Genomic DNA, 21,083 nt, shown 5'->3' on the forward strand with positions numbered 1-21,083 from the left:
CCCGAGGCGCGGGCGAGTGCGGCTGCGCCGGAGCGGATCTCCGCCACGACCGCGCGGCACAGCCAACCGCGGCCCCGCCCTCGGCCCCGCCCGCGGCCTCCCCCTCGGCCCCGTCCGCGACCTCCGCCACGCACCTGATCGCGGCCATCGGCCGGGGCGCCGCCGCGCTCAGATCGTCACCCAGAGTGACAATGGGGCGGTCCGGGGCCGGGAAATCAGGGGGGCGGTGCCTACACCTGGCCCTTTGCGGTTCCTCGGGGACACTGGAAGAGGCTCGACACCGGAGGCCGCCATGAGCACACCGTCCCCGTTCCGCATAGCCGCCGTCCTCTCCCCCGAACACCGCGAGCGCCTGATGGCCCTGGCCCGCGAGGTGAACTTTCCCGCGGGCGCCCGGATCTTCGACGAGGGGACCCCGGCCGACCAGTTCTGGATCGTCCGGTCCGGCACGGTCACCCTGGAGATGAACGTCCCCGGCCGGCGCGCCGCCCAGATCGACAGTCTGGGACCGGGCGAGCTGGTGGGCTGGTCCTGGCTCTTCCCGCCGTACGTCTGGCAGCTCGGCGCCGAGGCGATGACCCCGGTCCGCACGCATGCCTTCGACGGGGTTGCCGTCCGCATGCTGATGGACGCGGACCCTACGTTCGGCTCGGCCATCGGCCACTGGGTCGGCCGGGTCCTGGCCCACCGCCTCCAGGTGGCGCGGGTGCGGCTGCTGGACCTGTACGCCCCGTACAGCGGCGCCCGCTAGGCCGGCGGGGGCCGCCGGCCGCCGTACGGCAGGATGGAGGGCATGACCGAGATCCGCACCCCCCGTCTGCTCCTGCGCCGCTGGCAGGAGGACGACCTCGTCCCCATGTCCGAGATCAACGCAGACCCCGAGGTCATGCGCTGGATCGCGGACGGATCGACGCGCGACCTGGAGCAGACGGCGGACTCGATCGAGCGGTGGGAGGAGGAGTGGGACGACGAGGGCTTCGGGCTGTTCGCCGTGGAGCTGCTCGGCTCCGGCGAGCTGATCGGGTTCACCGGGCTGTCGGTCCCGCACTTCCTGCCGGAGGTGCTGCCCGCCGTGGAGATCGGCTGGCGGCTGGGCCGGCCGTTCTGGGGCCGGGGGTACGCCTCCGAGGCCGCACACGCCGCTCTGGAGTTCGCCCTGCAGGACCGGGGCCTGGACCGGGTGGTCAGCATCTGCCGGCCCGGGAACGAGGCCTCGCAGAACGTGATGCGGAAGCTCGGTATGACATTGCGGCGTGAAACCGTACACCCCGCCTACGCCCATGCCCTGCGCGTGTACGAGATCGACCTCACCGAGTACGTGGGCTGACCTCGGGACGGTGGGCCGGCACCGGCCGGGCGCGCACGGAAAACGTTTCGCCCGGGGTCCTGGTCCGTGCGTAGGGTCGGCGCCATGGGCAAGCCTCTGATCGCGATCCTGTCCGGTGCCGGCATCTCCACGGACTCCGGGATCCCCGACTACCGGGGTCCCGACGGCCTGTGGCGCCGGGATCCGGGAGCGGAGCGACTGGTCACGTACGACAGCTACATGAGCGATCCGGACGTGCGCCGCAGGTCGTGGCGGATGCGGCAGGAGATCGGCGCGCTGGGGGCGGAGCCGAACGCGGCGCACCTGGCGATCGCCGAGCTGGAGCGCACCGGCACCGCGGTGCGGGTGCTCACCCAGAACGTCGACGGGCTGCACCAGCAGGCGGGTGTGTCCGAGCGAAAGGTCCTCGAACTCCACGGCACCGCACGGGCGGTGACCTGTACGCGGTGCCACGTGCGGTCCTCGATGGACGAGGCGCTGGAGCGGATCGGGGCGGGCGAGGAGGACCCGGCCTGCCGGTCCTGCGGCGGGATCCTCAAGGCGGCCACGGTGATGTTCGGGCAGGCGCTGGACCCGGTGGTGCTGGGGCAGGCGCTGGCGATCGCCAAGGGCTGCACGGTGTTCGTGGCGGTGGGCAGTTCGCTCCAGGTGCAGCCGGCCGCGTCCCTCGCGGGCGTGGCGGCGGAGCACGGGGCCCGGCTGCTGATCGTGAACGGCGAGCCGACGCCGTACGACCCGCTGGCCGACGAGGTGATCCGCGAGCCGATCGGGGAGGCGCTGCCGGAGCTGCTGCGCCGGCTGGTGGCCTGAGCCGCGGCCGGTCGCGGCGGGGGCCGGGGGCTGCCCGGCCGGGCGGCGTGGGCGCCGCGGCCGGTCCGGCCGGGGGCGGCGGGGGCGCACCGGTACGGTGCCCTGCCCACCGCCCCGCCGGGTTCAAGCTCCACCGCCCCGCCAGGTTCAGGCTCCACCGCCCCGCGGTTCAGGCCCCGCCGCGCCCGAAGGCGTCCAGGATCCCTTCGGCGGCCAGTGTGGCCGTCAGTTCCCCGTCCCTGACCCGGCGTTCGAGTTCGGGGGCGAGGGCGCGCACGGCCGGGTGGGCGCGCAGCCGGCCGAGCAGCTCGTCCTGGACCATCGCCCAGGCCCAGTCCACCTGCTGCGCGCTGCGCTTGGCGTCGAGCCGGCCGCCGGCGTCCAGCACCTTGCGGTGCTGTTCGAGGCGCTCCCAGAGCACGTCGAGGCCGGTGGACTCGCGGGCGCTGCAGCTGAGCACCGGCGGGGTCCAGGCGGCGTCGGCCGGGTGCATCAGCCGGAGTGCGCCGGCGAGTTCGCGGGCCGCGGCCTTCGCGTCGCGCTCGTGCGGGCCGTCCGCCTTGTTCACGGCGATCACGTCGGCGAGTTCCAGGACGCCCTTCTTGATGCCCTGGAGCTGGTCGCCGGTGCGGGCGAGGGTGAGCAGCAGGAAGGTGTCGACCATGTTGGCGACGGTGGTCTCGGACTGGCCCACGCCGACGGTCTCGACGAGGACCACGTCGTACCCGGCCGCCTCCATGACCACCATGGACTCGCGGGTGGCCTTGGCGACCCCGCCGAGCGTGCCCGCGCTCGGCGAGGGCCGGACGAAGGCGGCGGGGTCGACGGCGAGCCGCTCCATCCGCGTCTTGTCGCCGAGGATGGAGCCGCCGGTGCGGGTCGAGGACGGGTCGACGGCGAGCACCGCGACCCGGTGGCCCAGCCCGGTGAGCAGGGTGCCGAAGGCGTCGATGAAGGTCGACTTGCCGACACCCGGCACCCCGCTGATGCCGATCCGCCGGGCCCGGCCGGTGTGCGGCAGCAGCTCGGTGAGGAGCCGCTGGGCCAGCACCCGGTGGTCGGGCCGGGTGGACTCGACGAGGGTGACGGCGCGGGCGATGAACGCCCGCCTGCCGTCGAGCACGCCCTTGACGTAGGCGTCGAGGTCGATGGCCACGCGCCGCGCCTACAGCTCGTCGTGACCCAGTGCCGCGCCGAGCCGCGTCACCAGGTCGTACGCCGCGTCGGGGATGACGGTGCCGGGCGGGAAGACCGCGGCGGCGCCCATCTCCAGCAGCGTGGGGACGTCCTGAGGGGGGATCACCCCGCCGACGACGACCATGATGTCGTCGCGCCCCTCGGCGGCCAGCTCCTCGCGGAGCGCCGGTACGAGGGTCAGGTGGCCGGCGGCCAGGGACGAGACGCCCACGATGTGGACGTCCGCCTCGACCGCCTGCCGGGCCACCTCGGCCGGCGTCTGGAAGAGGGGGCCGACGTCGACGTCGAAGCCCAGGTCGGCGAAGGCGGTGGCGATCACCTTCTGGCCCCGGTCGTGTCCGTCCTGGCCCATCTTCGCGACGAGGATGCGGGGGCGGCGGCCCTCGGACTCCTCGAAGCGGTCGACCAGGGCGCGGGTGCGGTCCACGTGCGGCGACTCCCCTGCCTCGTTGCGGTACACGCCGGAGATCGTACGGATCTGGCTGGCGTGGCGGCCGTACACCTTCTCCAGTGCGTCGGAGATCTCGCCCACGGTGGCCTTGGCGCGGGCCGCGTCGACGGCCAGGGCCAGGAGGTTGGACTCCAGGCCGGGGCCGGACTCGCGGCCGGCGGCCTCGGTCAGTGCGGCGAGCGCGTCCTGGCAGGCCCGCTCGTCGCGCTCCTCGCGCAGCCGGCGCAGCTTGGCGATCTGCTGTGCGCGCACGGAGGAGTTGTCGACCTTGAGGACGTCGATCTGCTCGTCGTTCTCGACGCGGTACGTGTTGACGCCGATCACCGGCTGGCGTCCGGAGTCGATCCGGGCCTGGGTGCGGGCGGCGGCCTCCTCGACGCGCAGCTTGGGGATGCCGGCGTCGATGGCCTGGGCCATGCCGCCGGCCGCCTCGACCTCCTGGATGTGCTGCCAGGCGCGGCGCGCGAGGTCGTACGTGAGCTTCTCGACGTACGCGCTGCCGCCCCAGGGGTCGATGACCCGGCAGGTGCCCGACTCCTGCTGGAGCAGGAGCTGGGTGTTGCGGGCGATGCGCGCGGAGAAGTCGGTGGGCAGCGCGAGGGCCTCGTCGAGGGCGTTGGTGTGCAGCGACTGGGTGTGGCCCTGGGTGGCGGCCATGGCCTCGACCATGGTGCGGGTGACGTTGTTGAACACGTCCTGCGCGGTGAGGGACCAGCCGGAGGTCTGCGAATGGGTGCGCAGGGACAGCGACTTGGGGTTCTTCGGGTCGAACTGCCGGACCAGCTTGGCCCACAGGAGGCGGGCCGCGCGGAGCTTGGCGACCTCCATGAAGAAGTTCATGCCGATCGCCCAGAAGAACGACAGGCGGGGTGCGAAGGCGTCCACGTCGAGGCCGGCGCCGCGGCCGGCGCGCAGGTACTCGACGCCGTCGGCGAGGGTGTAGGCCAGCTCCAGGTCGGCCGTGGCCCCGGCTTCCTGGATGTGGTAGCCGGAGATGGAGATCGAGTTGTAGCGCGGCATCTTCTGCGAGGTGTACGCGAAGATGTCGGAGATGATCCGCATCGAGGGCCGGGGCGGGTAGATGTAGGTGTTGCGGACCATGAACTCCTTGAGGATGTCGTTCTGGATGGTCCCGGCCAGCTTCTCGGGCGGTACGCCCTGTTCCTCGGCGGCGACGATGTAGAGGGCGAGGATCGGCAGCACCGCGCCGTTCATCGTCATCGACACGGTCATCTTGTCCAGCGGGATGCCGTCGAAGAGCTGCCGCATGTCGTAGATGGAGTCGATGGCCACGCCCGCCATGCCGACGTCGCCGGTGACGCGCGGGTGGTCGCTGTCGTACCCGCGGTGGGTGGGCAGGTCGAAGGCGACGGAGAGGCCCTTCTGTCCGGCGGCGAGGTTGCGCCGGTAGAAGGCGTTGGACTCCTCGGCCGTGGAGAAGCCGGCGTACTGGCGGATGGTCCACGGCTGGTTGACGTACATCGTCGGGTAGGGGCCGCGCAGGTACGGGGCCGCGCCCGGGTAGGTGCCGAGGAAGTCCAGTCCCTCCAGGTCGCGTCCGGTGTACAGCGGCTTGACGCCGATGCCCTCCGGGGTCTCCCAGAGCAGGTCCGAGGCGCTGGAGCCGGTGGTCTCCTTGACGGCGGCCGACCACTGCTCCTCGGTGACCTCGGCGGGTGCGCCGTCGCCGAGCGGCACCTGCGAGAAGTCGGGGATCCGCATCATGCCGCAACTCCCAAGCGGTCGAGGATGGAGGACAGGACGGCCACGGCGTCGCAGCCCGCGAAGATCTGGGCGTCGACGTCCGCGTGCTCGCCGCGGCCCGCGAGGTGCACCTCGCGGGCGCCGGCGGCCTTGAGCGCGCCGGCGACCGCGGCGGCCTGCTCCTCGTAGAGGGCGTCGCTGGAGCACAGGACGGCGATCTCGGCGCCGGAGGCGGTGAAGGCGGCGCCGGCGGTCTCCGCGTCGACGGAGACCGGCTCGTGGACCGGCTCGATGCCGCCGGCCTGGAAGAGGTTGGCGGCGAAGGTGGCGCGGGCGGTGTGCGCGGCGGCCGGGCCGAGGGCGGCGATGAACACCTTCGGGCGGCTGCCGGTGGCGGCCAGGTGGGCGTCCGAGCGGGCGCGCAGGGCCTCGTACGCCTCGTCGCGGCGGACCCGCGGCAGCCCGCCGGAGAGCGGCCGGGGCGCGGGCTCGCGCTCGACGGGCTTCTCGGCGAGGTGCGGGAACTCGCTGACGCCGGTGACGGGTTCGCGCCGGGTGGCGAGCTTGCGGGTGCGGGCGGCCCAGGTGGCGGCGATGCGGTCGCCGAGCAGGCCGGAGGCGAGGGCGGCGGCCTGGCCGCCGGCGGCCTCCAGCTCCTGGAAGAACGCCCAGGAGGCCTCGGCGAGTTCGTCGGTGAGGCGCTCCACGTACCAGGAGCCGCCGGCCGGGTCGGCGACGCGGCCCAGGTGCGACTCCTCCAGCAGGATGGAGGAGGTGTTGCGGGCGATGCGGCGGGCGAAGGCGTCCGGGAGGCCCAGTTCGTGGTCGAACGGCAGCACGGTCACGGCGTCGGCGCCGCCGACGCCGGCGCCGAGGGTGGCGATCGTGGTGCGGAGCATGTTCACGTACGGGTCGCGGCGGGTCATCATCACCGGGGAGGTGACCGCGTGCTGGCGCTGGGCGCCGGCGTCGCCGGAGCGGGCGCCGCAGACCTCGGCGACGCGGGCCCACAGGCGGCGGGCGGCGCGCAGCTTGGCGATGGTGAGGAACTGGTCGGCGGTGGCGGCGTAGCGGAACTCCAGCTGGCGCAGGGCCGCTTCGGCCGGCAGTCCGGCTTCCGTGAGGTGGCGGAGGTAGGCGACGCCGGTGGCGAGGGAGGCGCCGAGTTCCTGGGCGGCGGAGGCGCCGGCCTCGTGGTACGGCAGGGCGTCCACGGTGAGGGCGCGCAGGCCGGGGTACTCCTCGTGGCAGCGCAGGGCGAGGGCCGCGGCGGCGGTGGGGTCGGGCGTTCCGCCGGTGCGGGCGGCCAGGCCGAGCGGGTCGGCGCCGAGGTTGCCGCGGGCGGCTTCGCGGGCGACGCCGCGGGTCTCGTACAGGGCGAGCAGCGCGGCGGCGGCGGCCGGGGTCTCGGCGCCGGCGTCCAGCACCACGGGGGCGAGGTCGAGGTAGACGCCGTCCAGGGCCGCGGGGAGCGCGGAGACCGGGAGGTGTTCGCCGCCGAGGGTGAGCCAGAGGGAGGTCACGCCGTTCTCGAGGTCGGCGAGAACGGCTTCGTTGGCGGGGCCGGGCTCGGGGCGGTCGTGGCGCTGGCGCACATCCCAGCCGCCGACGGGCCGGCCGCCGCGGACGAACGGCGCGAAGCCCGGGTACCCGGTGGCGGGTGCGGTGTCGCGGGGCGTGTAGAGGGGGCGGGCGGTGAGTCCGTCGTCCAGCGCGGTCGCCAGTGCCTGCTCGGCGGCGTCGCCGGACACGTCCTTGCCCGCCTTGCGCAGCACGCCTTCCACCAGGCGCTGCCACTCGTCGTGGGTGGCGTCCGGGAACTCGGCTGCGAGCGAGAGCCCGTCATCGGGCAGAACCGTCATGCCCTGGATGCTAGGGGAAAGGCACTCAGTGCCATGAGAGGCCGCGCGTGTGACCTTCCCCTCTCCGGAGGCCCTCCGGACCTGCTCCGACCTGCGGCGGGGGCCCAATTGACCGGTTCTGTTGGTTAATGGGCGTTAACTGCGCGGAGGTGGTGGGAAGAGGCGGGGGCAGCGGCCGGGGACGCGGGGGGAAGCGGCCGGGGGACGCGCGGGAGGCGGCCGGGAGACGCGGGGGGAAGCGGGCGCGTCGGGCGGGGGGCGGCCGGGTCCGGACACGGGTCCGCCCCGGCCGGCACGGGGCCGACCGGGGCGGGACGCGGGGTCCTCAGACTCAGGCGAGCGAGGCGATCGCCTGGTTGAAGGTGGCCGACGGGCGCATCACGGCCGCCGCCTTGGCCGGGTCGGGCTGGTAGTAGCCGCCGATCTCGGCCGGGGAGCCCTGGACCGAGTTCAGCTCCTCGACGATGGTCTGCTCGGCCTCGGTGAGGGTCTTCGCCAGCGGGGCGAAGGCCTCGGCGAGCTCGGCGTCCTCGGTCTGCCGGGCCAGCTCCTGGGCCCAGTAGGTGGCCAGGTAGAAGTGGCTGCCGCGGTTGTCGATGCCGCCGACGCGACGGGTCGGCGACTTGTCCTCGTTGAGGAAGGTGCCGGTGGCGCGGTCGAGGGTGTCGGCCAGGACCTGGGCGCGGGCGTTGCCCGTGGTGGTGGCCAGGTGCTCGAAGGAGGCCGCCAGGGCGAAGAACTCGCCGAGCGAGTCCCAGCGCAGGTAGTTCTCCTTGACCAGCTGCTGGACGTGCTTCGGGGCGGAGCCGCCGGCGCCCGTCTCGAAGAGGCCGCCGCCCGCCATCAGCGGGACGACCGACAGCATCTTGGCGCTGGTGCCCAGCTCCAGGATCGGGAAGAGGTCGGTCAGGTAGTCGCGCAGCACGTTGCCGGTGACGGAGATGGTGTTCTCGCCGCGGCGGATGCGCTCCAGGGAGAACTTGGTGGCCTCGACCGGGGACAGGACCTTGATGGTCAGGCCCTCGGTGTCGTGCTGCGGCAGGTACGCGTTGACCTTCTCGATCAGCTGCGCGTCGTGGGCGCGGGTCTCGTCCAGCCAGAACACGGCCGGGTCGCCGGTGGCGCGGGCGCGGGTGACGGCCAGCTTGACCCAGTCCTGGATCGGCAGGTCCTTGGTCTGGCAGGCGCGGAAGATGTCGCCCTCGGCGACCTCCTGCTCCAGGACGGTGTTGCCCTCGGCGTCGACGACGCGGACGGTGCCGGCCGCGGCGATCTCGAAGGTCTTGTCGTGGGAGCCGTACTCCTCGGCCTTCTGCGCCATCAGGCCGACGTTCGGGACGGAGCCCATGGTGGCCGGGTCGAAGGCGCCGTGCGCCTTGCAGTCCTCGATGACGGCCTGGTAGACGCCCGCGTAGGAGCTGTCCGGCAGGACGGCGATGGTGTCGGCCTCCTGGCCGTCCGGGCCCCACATGTGGCCGGAGGTGCGGATCATGGCCGGCATCGAGGCGTCGACGATGACGTCGGACGGCACGTGCAGGTTGGTGATGCCCTTGTCGGAGTCGACCATCGCGAGGGCCGGGCCCTCGGCGATCTCGGCGTCGAAGGAGGCCTTGATCTCGTCGCCCTGGGGCAGCGCGGCGAGGCCGCCGAGGATGGCGCCGAGGCCGTCGTTCGGGGAGAGGCCGGCGCCGGCGAGGACCTCGCCGTACTTGGCGAAGGTCTGCGGGAAGAACGCGCGGACCACGTGGCCGAAGACGATGGGGTCGGAGACCTTCATCATCGTGGCCTTGAGGTGTACGGAGAACAGCACGCCCTCCGCCTTGGCGCGGGCGACCTGCGCGGTCAGGAACTCGCGGAGGGCGGCGACGCGCATGACGGACGCGTCGACGACCTCGCCGGCGAGGACCGGGACCGACTCGCGCAGCACGGTCACGGCGCCGTCGGCGGCGACGTGCTCGATGCGCAGCCTGCCGTCGGCGGGGATGACCGCGGACTTCTCGGTGGAACGGAAGTCGTTCACGCCCATGGTGGCGACTTCGGTCTTGGAGTCGGCCGTCCAGGCACCCATGCGGTGCGGGTGGGTCTTGGCGTAGTTCTTGACCGAGCCGGGCGCGCGGCGGTCGGAGTTGCCCTCGCGCAGGACCGGGTTGACGGCGCTGCCCTTGACCTTGTCGTAGCGGGCGCGGATGTCGCGCTCCTCGTCGGTCTTCGGGTCGTCCGGGTAGTCCGGCAGCGCGTAGCCCTGGCCCTGGAGCTCCGCGATCGCGGCCTTGAGCTGCGGGATCGAGGCCGAGATGTTCGGCAGCTTGATGATGTTGGCCTCGGGGGTCTTCGCCAGCTCGCCGAGCTCGGCGAGCGCGTCGGCGATGCGCTGGCCCTCCTCGAGACGCTCGGGGAAGCTGGCGATGATCCGGCCCGCCAGGGAGATGTCGCGCGTCTCCACCGTCACACCGGCCGTCGAGGCGTACGCCTGGATCACCGGCAGGAACGAGTACGTCGCCAGGGCCGGGGCCTCGTCGGTGTGGGTGTAGATGATGGTCGAGTCAGTCACCAGGGTGCTCCGCTCCACGTCTGCGTTCTGCGTCTGCAACATTGCTTGACATCAAGATATCTCGTGATCGGGCCCCTCTCGACAGTGGCCCGGCCTGAGATCCGGTCGAGGATCCGGGCCGGCGGCCCACGCGAATCCCCCCTTGTCCCGATCAAGGGGCGAGACGGCACTGTTTTTAGGTCGACCGACCTATAAAGTCGTCGGCATGACGGACGACCGCGCGGAACGCGCCCCGGACCCCGACGTCGCCGCCGCCTCGGCGGCCGCGCCTGCGCACGCCTCTGCCGCCGCCCCCGCCGGGTGCGGGGATGACCTGCGGTACGACCCGCGGGGCCCGGTGCTGATCACCGGGGGCTACGGCACGGTCGGCGCCGCCCTCGCCGAGCGGGCCGCCGGCATCGCCCCGGTCCTCCTCACCGGCCGCACCCCGGAGCGCGGGGCGGAGCTGGCCGCGCGGCTCGGCGGTGAGGTCCGGGCCTGGGACCTCGCGGACCCGGCGCCCTTCCGTGCCGGGGTGCGGGCGGTGGTGGGCGCGGTCAACGACCCCGCGGACCGGGTGCTGGGCGCGGCCCTCGCCGGAGGCGTCCCGTACGTGGACATCACCCGCTGGACCGCCCGCCTCCAGCGCGCCGCGGCACTGGTCGCGCTGCGCCGGCCGGCCTCGCCCGTGCTGCTGTCGTCCGCGTGGATGGGCGGGGTCAGCAGCCTCGTGGCCGCGGCGCTCGCGGCGGAGCTGGGCGGCGCCACGGAGGTGGAGGTCGCGGTGCGGTGGGACCCGGCCGACCGGGCCGGGGCGGATTCGGTGGACTTCATGGACCGGCTCGGGGTGGACTTCGAGGTGGCCGAGGACGGTCGCCCCCGGCCGGCCGTGCCGCTCACGGAGGTCCGTACGGTGGCGGTCGGCGGCAGGCCGGTACGGGTGGCCCGGATCGACACCCCGGAGCAGTACACCCTCCCCCTGACGCTGGGCGCGGCCACCGCCGCCACCCGCATCGGCTTCGGCTCCGCGGCGGCGACCCGGGCCCTGCTCGCCGTACGCGGGACCGGGTTCTTCCGGTGGGGAGCCGGGCCGCGCTGGGCGCCGGTCCGCCGGGCGCTGCTGTACTCGCCGGGCGAGGGCGGCACGGCCCGGATGCGGGTGGACGTGCGCCACGGGGGCCGGACCCTTACGGCGACGCTCACGGACCCGCGCGGCCAGGCCCACCTCACCGCGGTCGGCGCCCTGCTGGGCCTGCGCCGGATCCTGGGCACGGACGGCGCACCGCCCCCGTCGGGGCTCGCCTTCCCCGAACAGCACCCGGACCCGGCGTCCGCCCTGGCCTCCCTGGCCGCGGAAGGCGTCGTGATCGAACGCGAGGACACCCCGTCATGACCTCGGACCCCACGCGCCCCGGCGCACCGGACCCCGCCCCGCCCCCGGCCGGTGCCGTGCAGCGGCGCCCCGGCGCCCCCGACGCCGCGGCGCTCCCGGCCGGCGCCGCGCAGCGGCCGCCCGCCGCCCCGCGGACGGCGAGCCCCGCGCCACACGCCGGGGTGGGGGGCGCGGTCCCGCACGCCGGGGCGGGTGGCCCGGCGCCGGACGACAGGGCAGGGGGCCCGGTGCCGGACGGCACGCCGCGCGCCGGCACGCCGGAGGGCGACCGCCCCGGCGCGGGCGGCCCGGCACGGCCGGCCGGTGCTCCGGCGTGCCCGGCGGGGGCTGCCGTCCGCGCGGCCCTTCCCGGTACGGACCGCCCGGGAAGGGCCGGTACGGACGGCCCGGCACGGAGCGCCGGCCGTCCGCGGACGGCCGGCCCCGGGCGGGCCACCGCCAAGGGCGCGCAGCGGCGGGCCGCCGTGCTGGACGCCGCCGAGGGGATCCTCTCCGCCTCGGGCGGATCCGAGCTGACCCTGCGCGCGGTGGCCGACGCGGCAGGCGTCCGCCTCGGCCACCTCCAGTACTACTTCCCGTCCCGTGCCGACCTCCTCGCGGCGCTGCTGGACCGCATCCTGACCGCGGCCCTGCACCGCGTCGCCGCCCTGGCAAGCCCGGCCGGGGCGGACGCGACGGATGCGACGGACCCGGCCGACGCGGCGGGTGCGGGGGGTGAGGTGGAGGCGACGGACGCGGCGGAGGGGGCCGGGGCCCCCATGCCCGCCGGGGCATCGGGCCCGGCGGGCACATCAGGCCCGGCCGCGGCAACTCGCCCCACCGGGGCATCAGGCCCCACCGGGGCAACGGGCTCGGCCCGGTCATCGGACGCGCCCCGGGCATCGGGCGCGGCCCGGCCGGTCGCGGACCCGGCCGCGGGGGCGGACGGCGGCGGCGTCGCCGTCGCACTGGACGCCGTGCTCGGCGATCACGGTGAGCTGCCCCTGGTGCGGCTGTTCACCGAGGTGTGGGCGATGGCCGCCCACGACGCGGCCGCCGCGGCCTCGGTCGCCGCCTTCTACGGGCGGTACGCGGGGCACGTGGCCGATTTCGTACGGGTCCACGCGCCCGCGGTGGGCGCCGAGGAGGCCCGGGCGCGGGCCGAGGTGTTCGTGATGGCGGTGGAAGGGGCGGCCCTGTTCCGCTCGGGCATCGCGGGCCGCCCCTCCCCCGCCGCCGAGGCGCTGCTCCGCCGCACCCTGCTGGGTCTGCTGACCGGTCCCGGGACGACGGGTGCACCGTTCGTGTGACGTTCCGCGCCCGTAGACTCGGGCTCATGTCCGGCACGTCCGACGCGACGCCCCCGCCCGGCCCGGCGCCCGGTCTCACCACCGGTGCGGTGGCCCGGCGCCTCGGCGTCTCCCCCACCACCCTGCGCTCCTGGGACCGCCGGTACGGGCTGGGCCCGGCCGCCCGGGAGGACGGCCGGCACCGCCGCTGGACCCCGGCCGACATCGCGATGCTGGCGGAGATGTGCCGGCTGACGGCCTCGGGGGTGCCCCCGGCCGAGGCGGCCCGGGCTGCGCGCACCGCCGCGGGCGCCGTCCACACGGGGCACGGCCGCCCCGTACCCCCGCCCGCCCGGCCGGGCGACGCGGCCCCGCCGGCACCCGGGCCGGCCCCCGGAGACCCGGCCGCGTCCGGCGGCCCGGCACCGGACGGCGGTACCCCCGCTCCCGGTGACGCAGCGCGGACCAGCCCGCCCGGCCCGTCCGGCGGTTGGGCGACACACGCCTCCGGGGCCGCCGACGGCTCCGCTGCGGACGGCACGACCACCCCCGGCAGCACCCCGCGGACCGACCGGCCCGAGCCCACGGGCGGTTCGGCCGCCGGGGCCGCCGGCCCTGCCTCGGGCACCCCTCCGGCGGCCGGCACGCCCGCTCCCGACACCGCTGCGGGGCCCCACCGGACCGTTCCGCAGGGCGGTCCGGTGGCGGGCGGATCCGGGCCCGCCGCCCCGACGGCGAGCACGACGCCGGGGGCAGGTCCGGCCGCTCCCGGCACCGCCGGAGGAGCCGGCCTGCCGCTCCCGCCGCACACTCCGGCGCCCGGCGCGCCCCCGCCCGCCGGAGCCACTCCCGCCGAGGAGGCCCGACGGCAGCTGCGGGGGCTGGCCCGGGCGGCCGTACGGCTCGACGGGCCCGCCCTCGACGCCCTGCTGGGCGACTTCGTGGAGCGGCACGGTCTGGTCGCCGCCTGGGAGGAGGTGATGGTGCCCGCCCTCCACGCGGTGGGGCGCAGGTGGGAGTCCTCCGGGGACCGTTACGTGGAAGTCGAGCACCTGCTGTCCTGGCACGTCTCGACCGCCCTGCGCCGCGCGCTGCCCGTGGGCGGGCCGGGCGTTCCGGCCGCCGTGCCCGGCGCCCCGCCCGTGCTGCTGGCCTGTGTGCCGGCCGAGCAGCACACGCTTCCCCTGGAGGCCCTCGCGGCGGGGCTCGCGGCGCGCGGGGTGCCGGTCCGGATGCTCGGCGCGGCCGTGCCGCCCGAGGCGCTGGACGCGGCGGTACGGCGTACCGGGCCCGCGGCGGTGGTGCTGTGGTCCCAGGCCAGGTCCACCGCGAGCCACGCGCTGGCCCGGCACGTCGCCGGCACCGCCTTCGGGGTACGGGGAGCCAGGACCCGCCCCCTGGTGGCGCTGGCCGGTCCCGGCTGGGCGGGGCGCGCCCCCGACCCCGGCCTGGCCCGCCCGGCCTCCCTGCACGAGGCCCTCGCCCTCCTCACCGCGCTCTATCCCTGACCCGGGCCCGGACTCCCGCGGCCGGCCCCCCGGTCAGACGTCCGCGGCCGGCAGGCAGGTGCGGAGCCGGTGCAGGCCGCGGCGGGCGTGGCTCTTGACCGTGCCGAGCGGCAGGCCCGTCCGGTGGGCGATCTGGGCCTGGGTCAGGTCGCCGAAGTAGGCGAGGGTCAGGACGGCCCGCTGGTCGTACGGCAGACGGGCCAGCTCGCGGGTCACCAGCAGCCGGTTCAGCACCTGCTCCGGCCCCTCGGCCAGGTCCTCGCTCGGCGGCAGGGCGGCGCCGGCCGCGGCGACCAGTTCGCGGCGCCGGGTGCGGGCGGCGAGGGCATCGGCGGTGGTGTGCCGGGCGATGCCCACCAGCCAGCCGGCGACGGGCCCGCGCTCCGGCCGGTACCCGGCGCGGCCGCGCCATGCGGCGAGGAACACCTGCTGGGTCACGTCCTCGGCCTCCCGGGCGTCGCCCAGGACGCGGGCCGCGAGGGCGTGTACGAGACCGCCCCAGCGCCGGTAGGCCTCGGCCAGGCACCGCTCGTCCCCGCCGCGCAGCCCGCGGCCGATGTCCTCGTCGGTGGGCGGGGGCCCGGCCGGGTCCGGGTCCACGGGCGGGACCGGGGCCACGGGCGGGACCGGGGCCACGGGCGGGACGATGGCCGGGGGCGCACCCGCACCCGCTTCGACGGCGTGATCGGCATGTAGCACGGCCATGGCGTGGGCGGCCTTCCTCCCGGGTGGAATCCGCCGGGGGACCAACCCTCCGGCGCCTCCAGGCTCCGGGCTGTGGCCCGCCCCCGACCAGCCGCAGCGATCGTGCAGCGTTTCGCAGTTCCGGCCGCGTCGGCGGGGGCCCGCCCCCGTCAGGCCGCCCCCGCCCCGGTCAGCCCTGGCCCGTCGGTCCGGGCCGGTCAGCCCGGACCCGTCGCCGCCGGACCCGCCGGTCCCGGCACCCGCCGCTAACGGCGCCCGTCCGTCCCGGCCCCGGTGAGCCCCGGCGCCCGTCAGTCCCGCCCCCGCGCCTCCCGGAAGCGGGCCAGGCCGTCCGCCAGGGTCACGATGGGCTCGGGGTAGCCGCGCTCCGCCCGGTCCGACGGGTCCAGCCGCCACGGCTCGTGGACCAGCGCCACCGGTACGTCGGCCAGTTCGGGCACCCAGCGGCGTACGTAGGCGCCGTACCGGTCGTACTTCTTGCCCTGGAGCACGGGGTTGAGCACCCGGTGGGGACGGGTGTCGGTGCCGGTGCCGGCCACCCACTGCCAGTTCAGCTGGTTCTCCGCGACGTCGCCGTCGGCGAGCAGGCCGAGGAAGTGCCGGGCGCCCTCCCGCCAGTCCAGGTAGAGGGTCTTGGTGAGGAAGGAGGCGGCGATCAGCCGTCCCCGATTGTGCATCCAGCCCTCGTGGGCGAGCTGCCGCATCGCCGCGTCCACGACGGGGTACCCGGTGCGGCCCTCCCGCCAGGCGGTGAGGTCCTCCTCCGCCCGCTTCCCGCTGCGCCAGCGGTCGTGGCGCGGCCGGTAGTCCGCCGTTGCGGTGTCCGGCCGGGCGGCCAGCACCTGGAGGTGGAAGTCCCGCCAGCACAGCTGCCGTACGAAGGCCTCGGCGCCGGCGCCGCCGCGCGCCCGCGCCCGGTGCACGGCCTCGGCGGGCGACACCGCGCCGAAGTGCAGGTACGGGGAGAGCCGGGAGGTGGCGTCGCCGGCGAGGTCGTCGTGCCGCTCCTCGTACTCGTCGGCGTGCCGCGACAGCCAGCCGATGAGGCGCTTGCGGCCCTCGCCCTCGCCCCCGGCGGCGAGCCCCTCGGACACGGAGGCCACGGCGGCGCGGACGGGTACGGGGTCGCCGTCCAGGCCGTCCGGCACCCGTACCGCCCGGGGCGCGGCGAGCGGTTCGCGGGGCCGGGTGACCTCCCAGCGGCGGTGGTACGGGGTGAACACGGCGAAGTGGTCGGAGCCCTGCGGCGTGACCTCGCCGGGCGGCAGCACGGTGGAGACGCCGTCGTGGACACGGAGCCGGCAGTCCTCGTCCGCCAGCACACGGCGCAGGTCCTCCTCCCGGCGCCGGGCGTAGGCGGTGTACCCGGCGGCCACGTGCACCTCGGCCGCGCCGGTCCGCCGCACCACCGCGAGCACCTCGGCCGCCGTGTCGCCGGTGCGGACCACGAGGCGGCCGCCGCGGCTGCGCAGCCCGGCGTCGAGGTCGGTCAGGCAGTCGGCGAGGAAGGCGAGCCGGTTGGGGGCGGCGAAGCCGGCCCGGTCCACCGCGGGGTCCCGTACGAAGAGCGGCACGACCTCGTCGGCGGAGCTCAGCGCGGCCCGCAGCGGCGGGTGGTCGTGGACCCGGAGGTCCGAGGTGAACAGCACGACCGAGACGCTCATGGCACCGCTTCCTGAGGACGGGCCCCCGCCGGACCTTCCGCCGCGCCCGGGGGCCGATGAACTGGCCACCCGTACTTCTTCCGGTCCCCGCCCCCCGGATGCACCCTCCGCGTCCCGGTCCACCCGTACGGAGACCCGCCCCGGCCCCGTCGCCCCGGGTCCACCCGCACGGAGCGCCGCCCAACGGAGGGCAGCCGCGGCCCTGCGGTGCACCAGACGCGGGCGAGGGTGAGGCGGACGGTGCGGGTGTCGCCGTCGAGGTCGTCGAGCAGTCCCGGGACGCCCGCGAGGGTGGCCCTGACGAGGTCCGCGTGCGGTACCGGCGCCAGCAGCCGGTGCGGCGGCGGCCCGGCCAGGGCCCGGCCGCCGGCCGGCACCGCGGTGAGCAGCACGGCGCGGTCCGGGTCCGCTTCCTGCACGGCGGATCCGTGCGGGCCGGTCCGGTGGGCCGGGTCAGCAGTCGGGGATGACGGTGCCGTTGTTGTCCTTGGCCACGTCGTTGCCCCACCGCGAGAGGTAGTACGCCGACACCCACTGGCCCGCCGGACCCACGTCCGGATCCGTCTTCAGCCACCAGTGGTTGAACGCACCCCCACTCGACACCTCCCGCCCCCACGCCTTGCAGAACACGTAGTTCGTCCCCGCGTACAGCGTGCCCGTACCGGCCGTGCTGGTCGGCGAGGCGTGGACCGGGGCGTTGGCGAAGGTGTCCACCCAGTAGGTGCCGGGCGGGTCGGTGGTGCCGCCGCCCTGGCCGTAGAGGCGGATGGCGCCGTAGTAGTCGGAGTGCGCGGACAGCGCGGCGACGCGGACGTACCCGCCGGAGTACGGGGCTTCGGCGATCCAGCCCTGGCCGAGGTAGACCGCGACGTGGTGGATGGTGGACGGGGATCCGCCGAAGAACACCAGGTCGCCGGGGAGCAGGGGCGCGGTGCCGTCGGCGCGGTGGTAGCGGGCCACGGCACGGGAGCTGGGCCACTGGGTGTGGGTCGTGCCGTTGATGACGTCGGTGCCGACCGCGAGGTAGTAGGCGTACCGGACCAGGCCGGAGCAGTCGAGGCCCTTGACGTTGCAGTCGTTCGGGGCGCCGTTGGCCGGGTCGCAGATGCCGTACGAGGGGCCGGGCCGGCTCCCGTGGCCGCCGCCCCAGGAGTACGGGGTGCCGATCTGGGCGCAGGCGGAGTCGACGGCGCGGACCGCCTCGGGGGCGGCGCCGCCGCTGAGCACGCCGCAGGCGGGGGCGGCCTGGGCGGGCTGGGTGCCGGGCGCGAAGAGGACGAGGGAGGCGAGGGAGGCGAGGGCGGCCGCGAGCGCGGCGATGCGGAGGAGTAAGGAGGCCCAGGCGGGCAGCGGGTTGACGCGCGTAGTTCCTCGGGACACGGATGCTCCGGTGGGGATACGCCGCGAACGGCGGGCACGGGTGGGGGGGGTCGACCGCTGCCCCCGACCCTGGCAGCGGTCCCGCATCCCCCGCAAGAGCGCCAACACCCCTTGTCCGGGGGCCGGTTGCCCTTGTCCCGCACGTGCCGGCGGCCACCCCGCCCGGAGCCGGTCCCCCGGGCCTCAGTCCTCCCGGTTCCCGAGCTCGCCGAGGGCACGGTCGAGCGCGCCCAGGAAGAAGTCCGCCGCGGGGGCGTCGATGCACAGCGGCGGCTTGATCTTGAGGATGTTGAGGTGGTCGCCGGTGGGCTGGACGACGACGCCGAGTTCGAGCATGCGGTCGCACAGCTCGGCGGTCTCCTCGGTGGCGGGCTCCAGGGTGTCGCGGTCGCGGACGAGTTCCAGACCGAGGTAGAGGCCCGAGCCGTGGACGGCGCCGATGGCGGGGTGGCGGCCGGCGAGGGCGCGCATCCCGTCCTTCAGGCGGGCCCCGGTCCGTACCGCGTTGCCCTGGAGGTCCTCGTCGCGCAGGGCGTCGAGGACGGTGAGGCCGGCGACGCTGGAGACGGGGCTGCCGCCGGTGGAGGAGAAGAAGTAGCCCTGGTCGCGGTAGCGGGCGGCCACCGCCTTCGAGGTGATCACGGCGCCGAGGGGGTGGCCGTTGCCCATGGCCTTGGCCACGCACACCACGTCCGGCACCACGCCCTGCTGTTCGAAGCCCCAGAACCAGTGGCCCAGGCGCCCGTAGCCGACCTGGATCTCGTCGGCGACGGCCAGTCCGCCGTGCCGGCGCACGGCCGCGTACACCTGCGCCAGGTAGCCGTCGGGGAGGGCGACGCCGCCCGCGTTGCCGTAGTACGTCTCGCTGAGGAAGGCGGCGGGCGCCCGGCCGGCGGCGGCCAGTCCGTCGATCACGCGGACCGCCTCGGGGGCGTACGCGGCCGAGGCGGCGCCGCGGTGGCGGCCGCGGTAGGGGTTGGGCGAGTCGACGGTGTGCACCCAGTCGGGGCGGCTGTCCAGGGCGTTGGGGTTGTCCTGGAGGGAGGTGGAGACGGCGTCGGAGGCGTAGGTCCAGCCGTGGTACGCCTCGCGCAGCGCGACGACGTCGGGCCGGCCGGCGGCTCCGGTGGCCAGCCGCAGCGCCAGGTCGACGGCCTCGGACCCGGAGTTGACGAGGAAGACGGTGTCGAGGGGGTCGGGCAGCAGCCCGGCGAGCCGTTCGGCGAACTCGACCACGGAGGCGTAGTGGAAGCGGGAGTTGGTGTTGAGGCGGCGGAGCTGGCGGGTGACGGCCCGCTCGACGCCGGGGTGGGCGTGGCCGAGCGGGGTGACGTTGTTGACCATGTCGAGGTAGGCGCGGCCGTCGGTGGACAGCAGGTGGTGCCGCCAGCCGCGCTCGATGCGCGGCGGCGCGTCGTAGTAGTGCTCCTGGACCTCGGCGAAGGCGGCGCCGCGCCGGGCCAGCAGGTCCCGGCCGCGGTCCGCCTCCGGGGCGAGCGGGTCCGGGCCGCCGTCCGGGTCCGGGGTGCCGTCCCGGTCCGGGCCGCCGTCCCGGGCCGGGGCGCCGGGGCCGAGCAGGGGTGCCGGGTCGGAGGTGAGGGCGAGCCAGCCGGCCGCGTACTCGGGCCGGACCAGGGCCGGGACCTCGGGGGCGCCGGTCCGGGTGAGGCTGAGGTGGAGCCGCGCACCGGCGGGGAGGGCGGCGAGGAGGTCCCCGGCGCGCACCTGTGAGCCCGGGGCGGGGGCGGGGCGGACCGCGCCGGGCAGCACCAGCCCCAGTACGTGGTCCCCGCAGGCGAGTTCGAGGCGGCCCGGTACGGCGCGGAGCGTCTCGGCGTCACAGGGTGCCCGGAGTACGGCGGGGCCGGCGAGCCACAGGTCGGTGCCGGTCGGCACCGTGGCGGGCGACTCCGCGGCGAGCACCGGGGTGCGGCTGAGCCGGGGCCGTCCGTACGCGGTGGCCACGGCGGGGGCGCCGGCGGCGAGCAGGGCGGCGGCGAGCCGGTCCTCGGTTCCCTCCTCCTGCCAGGCGCCGTGGTCCATGCCGTCGGCCTCCGCGGAGAGGTCGAGCAGGACGGCGCCGGAGGCGTCCGGGTGCTCCACGAGGCGGCCGGCCGGGCCGGGCATCGGGGTGTCCGCCAGCCCGAGGGCGGTCTTGAGCAGTCCGGCCATCACGGCCGACGGCAGGGCGGTGGCCTGCTCGAAGATGCGCCACTCGCGGTCGAGGGCGGCCAGCGCGTAGGCGTTGCCGGGGTCGACGGCGGCCTGCTGCCGGCCGCTCACGACGAGGACGGCGGCGCGCAGGACGACGAGGGGCCACAGCGCCGCGGCCTCCTCGGCGGACAGCGGGCGGACCTCGTGGAAGGCGCGGACGGCGGGCAGGACGTGGTGGGGCTCCATGCCGTCGTGGTGGAGCAGCGAGGAGAGGGTGACGGCGAGTTCGGCGACGGCCCAGCTGGTGGTCAGGTCGCCGAAGTCGATGATGCCGTCGGGGAGGGGTACGGGGTGCCCGGGGGCGCGGACGAGGTTGTCGTCGGTGAGGTCGAGGTGGACGGCCTGTCGCGGCAGCCGGCCGGCCACCTCGCGTACGTCGGCCCAGGCCTCCCGGGTGGCCTCCTCGACGGCCCGGCGCCGCTCCGCGTCCGGCACGTGGGGCGCGAGCAGGGCGACGACGCGGTCGGCGTACTGCGGGTCCCACTGGAGGACGCGGTCCAGGCCCGGGTGCCGGAAGGCGCGCAGCGCGGTGGAGACCCGGCCGGCGACCCGGCCCATGGCCGCGACGGTGCGCGGGGAGAGGTGGCGGCGGCCCGAGAGGGTGCCGCCCGGCAGGTGGCGCAGCAGCCGGGCGGTGACCGGGCCGTCGGGGGTGTCGAGGGTGGTGGTCCGCCGCTGTCCGTGGCCGTCGCGCAGGACGGTGGCCACCCGCAGGTCGGCGCGGGTGGCGGCGATCAGGTCGGCGGCGGTGTCCTGGGCGTCGAGTTCGGCGGCGCTGAAGGCGGCGTTGGCGGCCTTGAGGACGGCGAGCGGGGTGCCGTCGGGGTGGCGGAGCAGGAAGTTGGCGTCCTGCTGGCTGCCCAGGGACTCGGCCCGGGCGGTCACGCCGAAGCGGTCCGCGGCGGCGCGCTGTGCCTGACCGGCCGTCACCTGGGGTGCGGGCAGCGCCTCGTGGGCGAAGAAGTCGACGGTGGGGGTGGACGGGGCGTCCGGTGAGGTGGACGGGGCGTGCGTCATGCCGGGTTCCTGGACTGTCGCGGGGCGGGGCGGGGCACGGGCTGGGAGGGGGT

Annotated in this window: 14 protein-coding genes and 2 pseudogenes; 7 read left to right on the plus strand and 9 right to left on the minus strand. The window is 76.0% G+C overall.

Annotation, left to right across the window (positions count from 1 at the left end; translation table 11 throughout):
- Positions 1–292: 292 nt before the first annotated feature.
- From ACIQUR_RS02780 to ACIQUR_RS02790, 3 genes are all read left to right on the plus strand, one after another.
- Positions 293–751 carry a Crp/Fnr family transcriptional regulator gene (locus ACIQUR_RS02780; protein ID WP_403657135.1) on the plus strand — a complete coding sequence of 153 codons (459 nt, stop codon included), beginning with the start codon at positions 293–295 and terminating at the stop codon, positions 749–751.
- 42 nt (positions 752–793) lie between these two features.
- Positions 794–1,327, plus strand: coding sequence for a GNAT family N-acetyltransferase (locus tag ACIQUR_RS02785; RefSeq protein WP_403657138.1), 534 nt, complete (start codon positions 794–796; stop codon positions 1,325–1,327).
- A gap of 84 nt (positions 1,328–1,411) precedes the next feature.
- Positions 1,412–2,137 carry an SIR2 family NAD-dependent protein deacylase gene (locus ACIQUR_RS02790; protein WP_403657141.1) on the plus strand — a complete coding sequence of 242 codons (726 nt, stop codon included), beginning with the start codon at positions 1,412–1,414 and terminating at the stop codon, positions 2,135–2,137.
- Positions 2,138–2,306: 169 nt separating this feature from the next.
- Here the strand turns inward: ACIQUR_RS02790 and meaB are convergent, their stop codons facing one another.
- The 4 genes from meaB to ACIQUR_RS02810 form a co-directional block, all read right to left on the minus strand.
- Complete coding sequence (meaB, locus tag ACIQUR_RS02795; protein ID WP_403657144.1) at positions 2,307–3,293, minus strand: methylmalonyl Co-A mutase-associated GTPase MeaB; 987 nt, start codon at positions 3,291–3,293, stop codon at positions 2,307–2,309.
- Between the two features lie 9 nt (positions 3,294–3,302).
- Positions 3,303–5,507 (minus strand): methylmalonyl-CoA mutase, encoded by a 2,205-nt coding sequence (gene scpA / locus ACIQUR_RS02800; protein WP_403657989.1) that lies wholly within the window; start codon positions 5,505–5,507, stop codon positions 3,303–3,305.
- A complete protein-coding gene (mutA, locus tag ACIQUR_RS02805) occupies positions 5,507–7,351 on the minus strand; it encodes a methylmalonyl-CoA mutase small subunit (RefSeq protein WP_403657147.1) in 1,845 nt (614 codons plus the stop codon). The genes scpA and mutA overlap by 1 nt, the downstream gene beginning before the upstream one ends.
- Before the next feature lie 331 nt (positions 7,352–7,682).
- On the minus strand, positions 7,683–9,902 hold the full coding sequence (locus ACIQUR_RS02810) for an NADP-dependent isocitrate dehydrogenase (RefSeq protein WP_403657150.1): 2,220 nt from the start codon (positions 9,900–9,902) through the stop codon (positions 7,683–7,685).
- A 205-nt stretch (positions 9,903–10,107) separates the two neighbouring features.
- On the opposite strand from ACIQUR_RS02810, the gene ACIQUR_RS02815 reads away from it, so the two are divergent.
- The 4 genes and pseudogenes from ACIQUR_RS02815 to ACIQUR_RS02830 form a co-directional block, all read left to right on the plus strand.
- On the plus strand, positions 10,108–11,274 hold the full coding sequence (locus tag ACIQUR_RS02815) for a saccharopine dehydrogenase (protein WP_403657154.1): 1,167 nt from the start codon (positions 10,108–10,110) through the stop codon (positions 11,272–11,274).
- Positions 11,271–12,563 (plus strand): TetR family transcriptional regulator, encoded by a 1,293-nt coding sequence (locus ACIQUR_RS02820; protein ID WP_403657156.1) that lies wholly within the window; start codon positions 11,271–11,273, stop codon positions 12,561–12,563. The genes ACIQUR_RS02815 and ACIQUR_RS02820 overlap by 4 nt, the downstream gene beginning before the upstream one ends.
- 26 nt (positions 12,564–12,589) lie before the next feature.
- Positions 12,590–12,976, plus strand: a pseudogene (locus tag ACIQUR_RS02825) (MerR family transcriptional regulator); the annotation flags it as partial.
- A gap of 294 nt (positions 12,977–13,270) precedes the next feature.
- Positions 13,271–14,050 (plus strand): annotated as a pseudogene (locus ACIQUR_RS02830) (B12-binding domain-containing protein); the annotation flags it as partial.
- Positions 14,051–14,083: 33 nt separating this feature from the next.
- Here ACIQUR_RS02830 and ACIQUR_RS02835 read toward each other — a convergent pair.
- The 5 genes from ACIQUR_RS02835 to ACIQUR_RS02855 all read right to left on the minus strand — a co-directional run bounded on the left by ACIQUR_RS02835 (position 14,084) and on the right by ACIQUR_RS02855 (position 21,030).
- Entirely contained in the window at positions 14,084–14,755 is a 672-nt protein-coding gene (locus ACIQUR_RS02835; protein WP_403657158.1) for a sigma-70 family RNA polymerase sigma factor, read from the minus strand.
- Between the two features lie 290 nt (positions 14,756–15,045).
- Positions 15,046–16,419: a cryptochrome/photolyase family protein gene (locus ACIQUR_RS02840; RefSeq protein WP_403657160.1), complete on the minus strand. Its 1,374-nt coding sequence runs from the start codon at positions 16,417–16,419 to the stop codon at positions 15,046–15,048.
- Complete coding sequence (locus ACIQUR_RS02845; RefSeq protein WP_403657163.1) at positions 16,416–16,838, minus strand: aminoglycoside adenylyltransferase domain-containing protein; 423 nt, start codon at positions 16,836–16,838, stop codon at positions 16,416–16,418. Before ACIQUR_RS02845 ends, ACIQUR_RS02840 begins: the two co-directional genes overlap by 4 nt.
- A 34-nt stretch (positions 16,839–16,872) precedes the next feature.
- A complete protein-coding gene (locus ACIQUR_RS02850; RefSeq protein WP_403657165.1) occupies positions 16,873–17,799 on the minus strand; it encodes a C40 family peptidase in 927 nt (308 codons plus the stop codon).
- 183 nt (positions 17,800–17,982) lie between these two features.
- The gene (locus ACIQUR_RS02855) at positions 17,983–21,030 is read right to left on the minus strand and encodes an aminotransferase (RefSeq protein WP_403657168.1); all 3,048 of its coding nucleotides are present in this window, start codon (positions 21,028–21,030) and stop codon (positions 17,983–17,985) included.
- Positions 21,031–21,083 lie beyond the last annotated feature (53 nt).

The sequence above is a fragment of the Streptomyces sp. NPDC101132 genome (assembly GCF_044759225.1).
Lineage (GTDB): Bacteria > Actinomycetota > Actinomycetes > Streptomycetales > Streptomycetaceae > Streptomyces.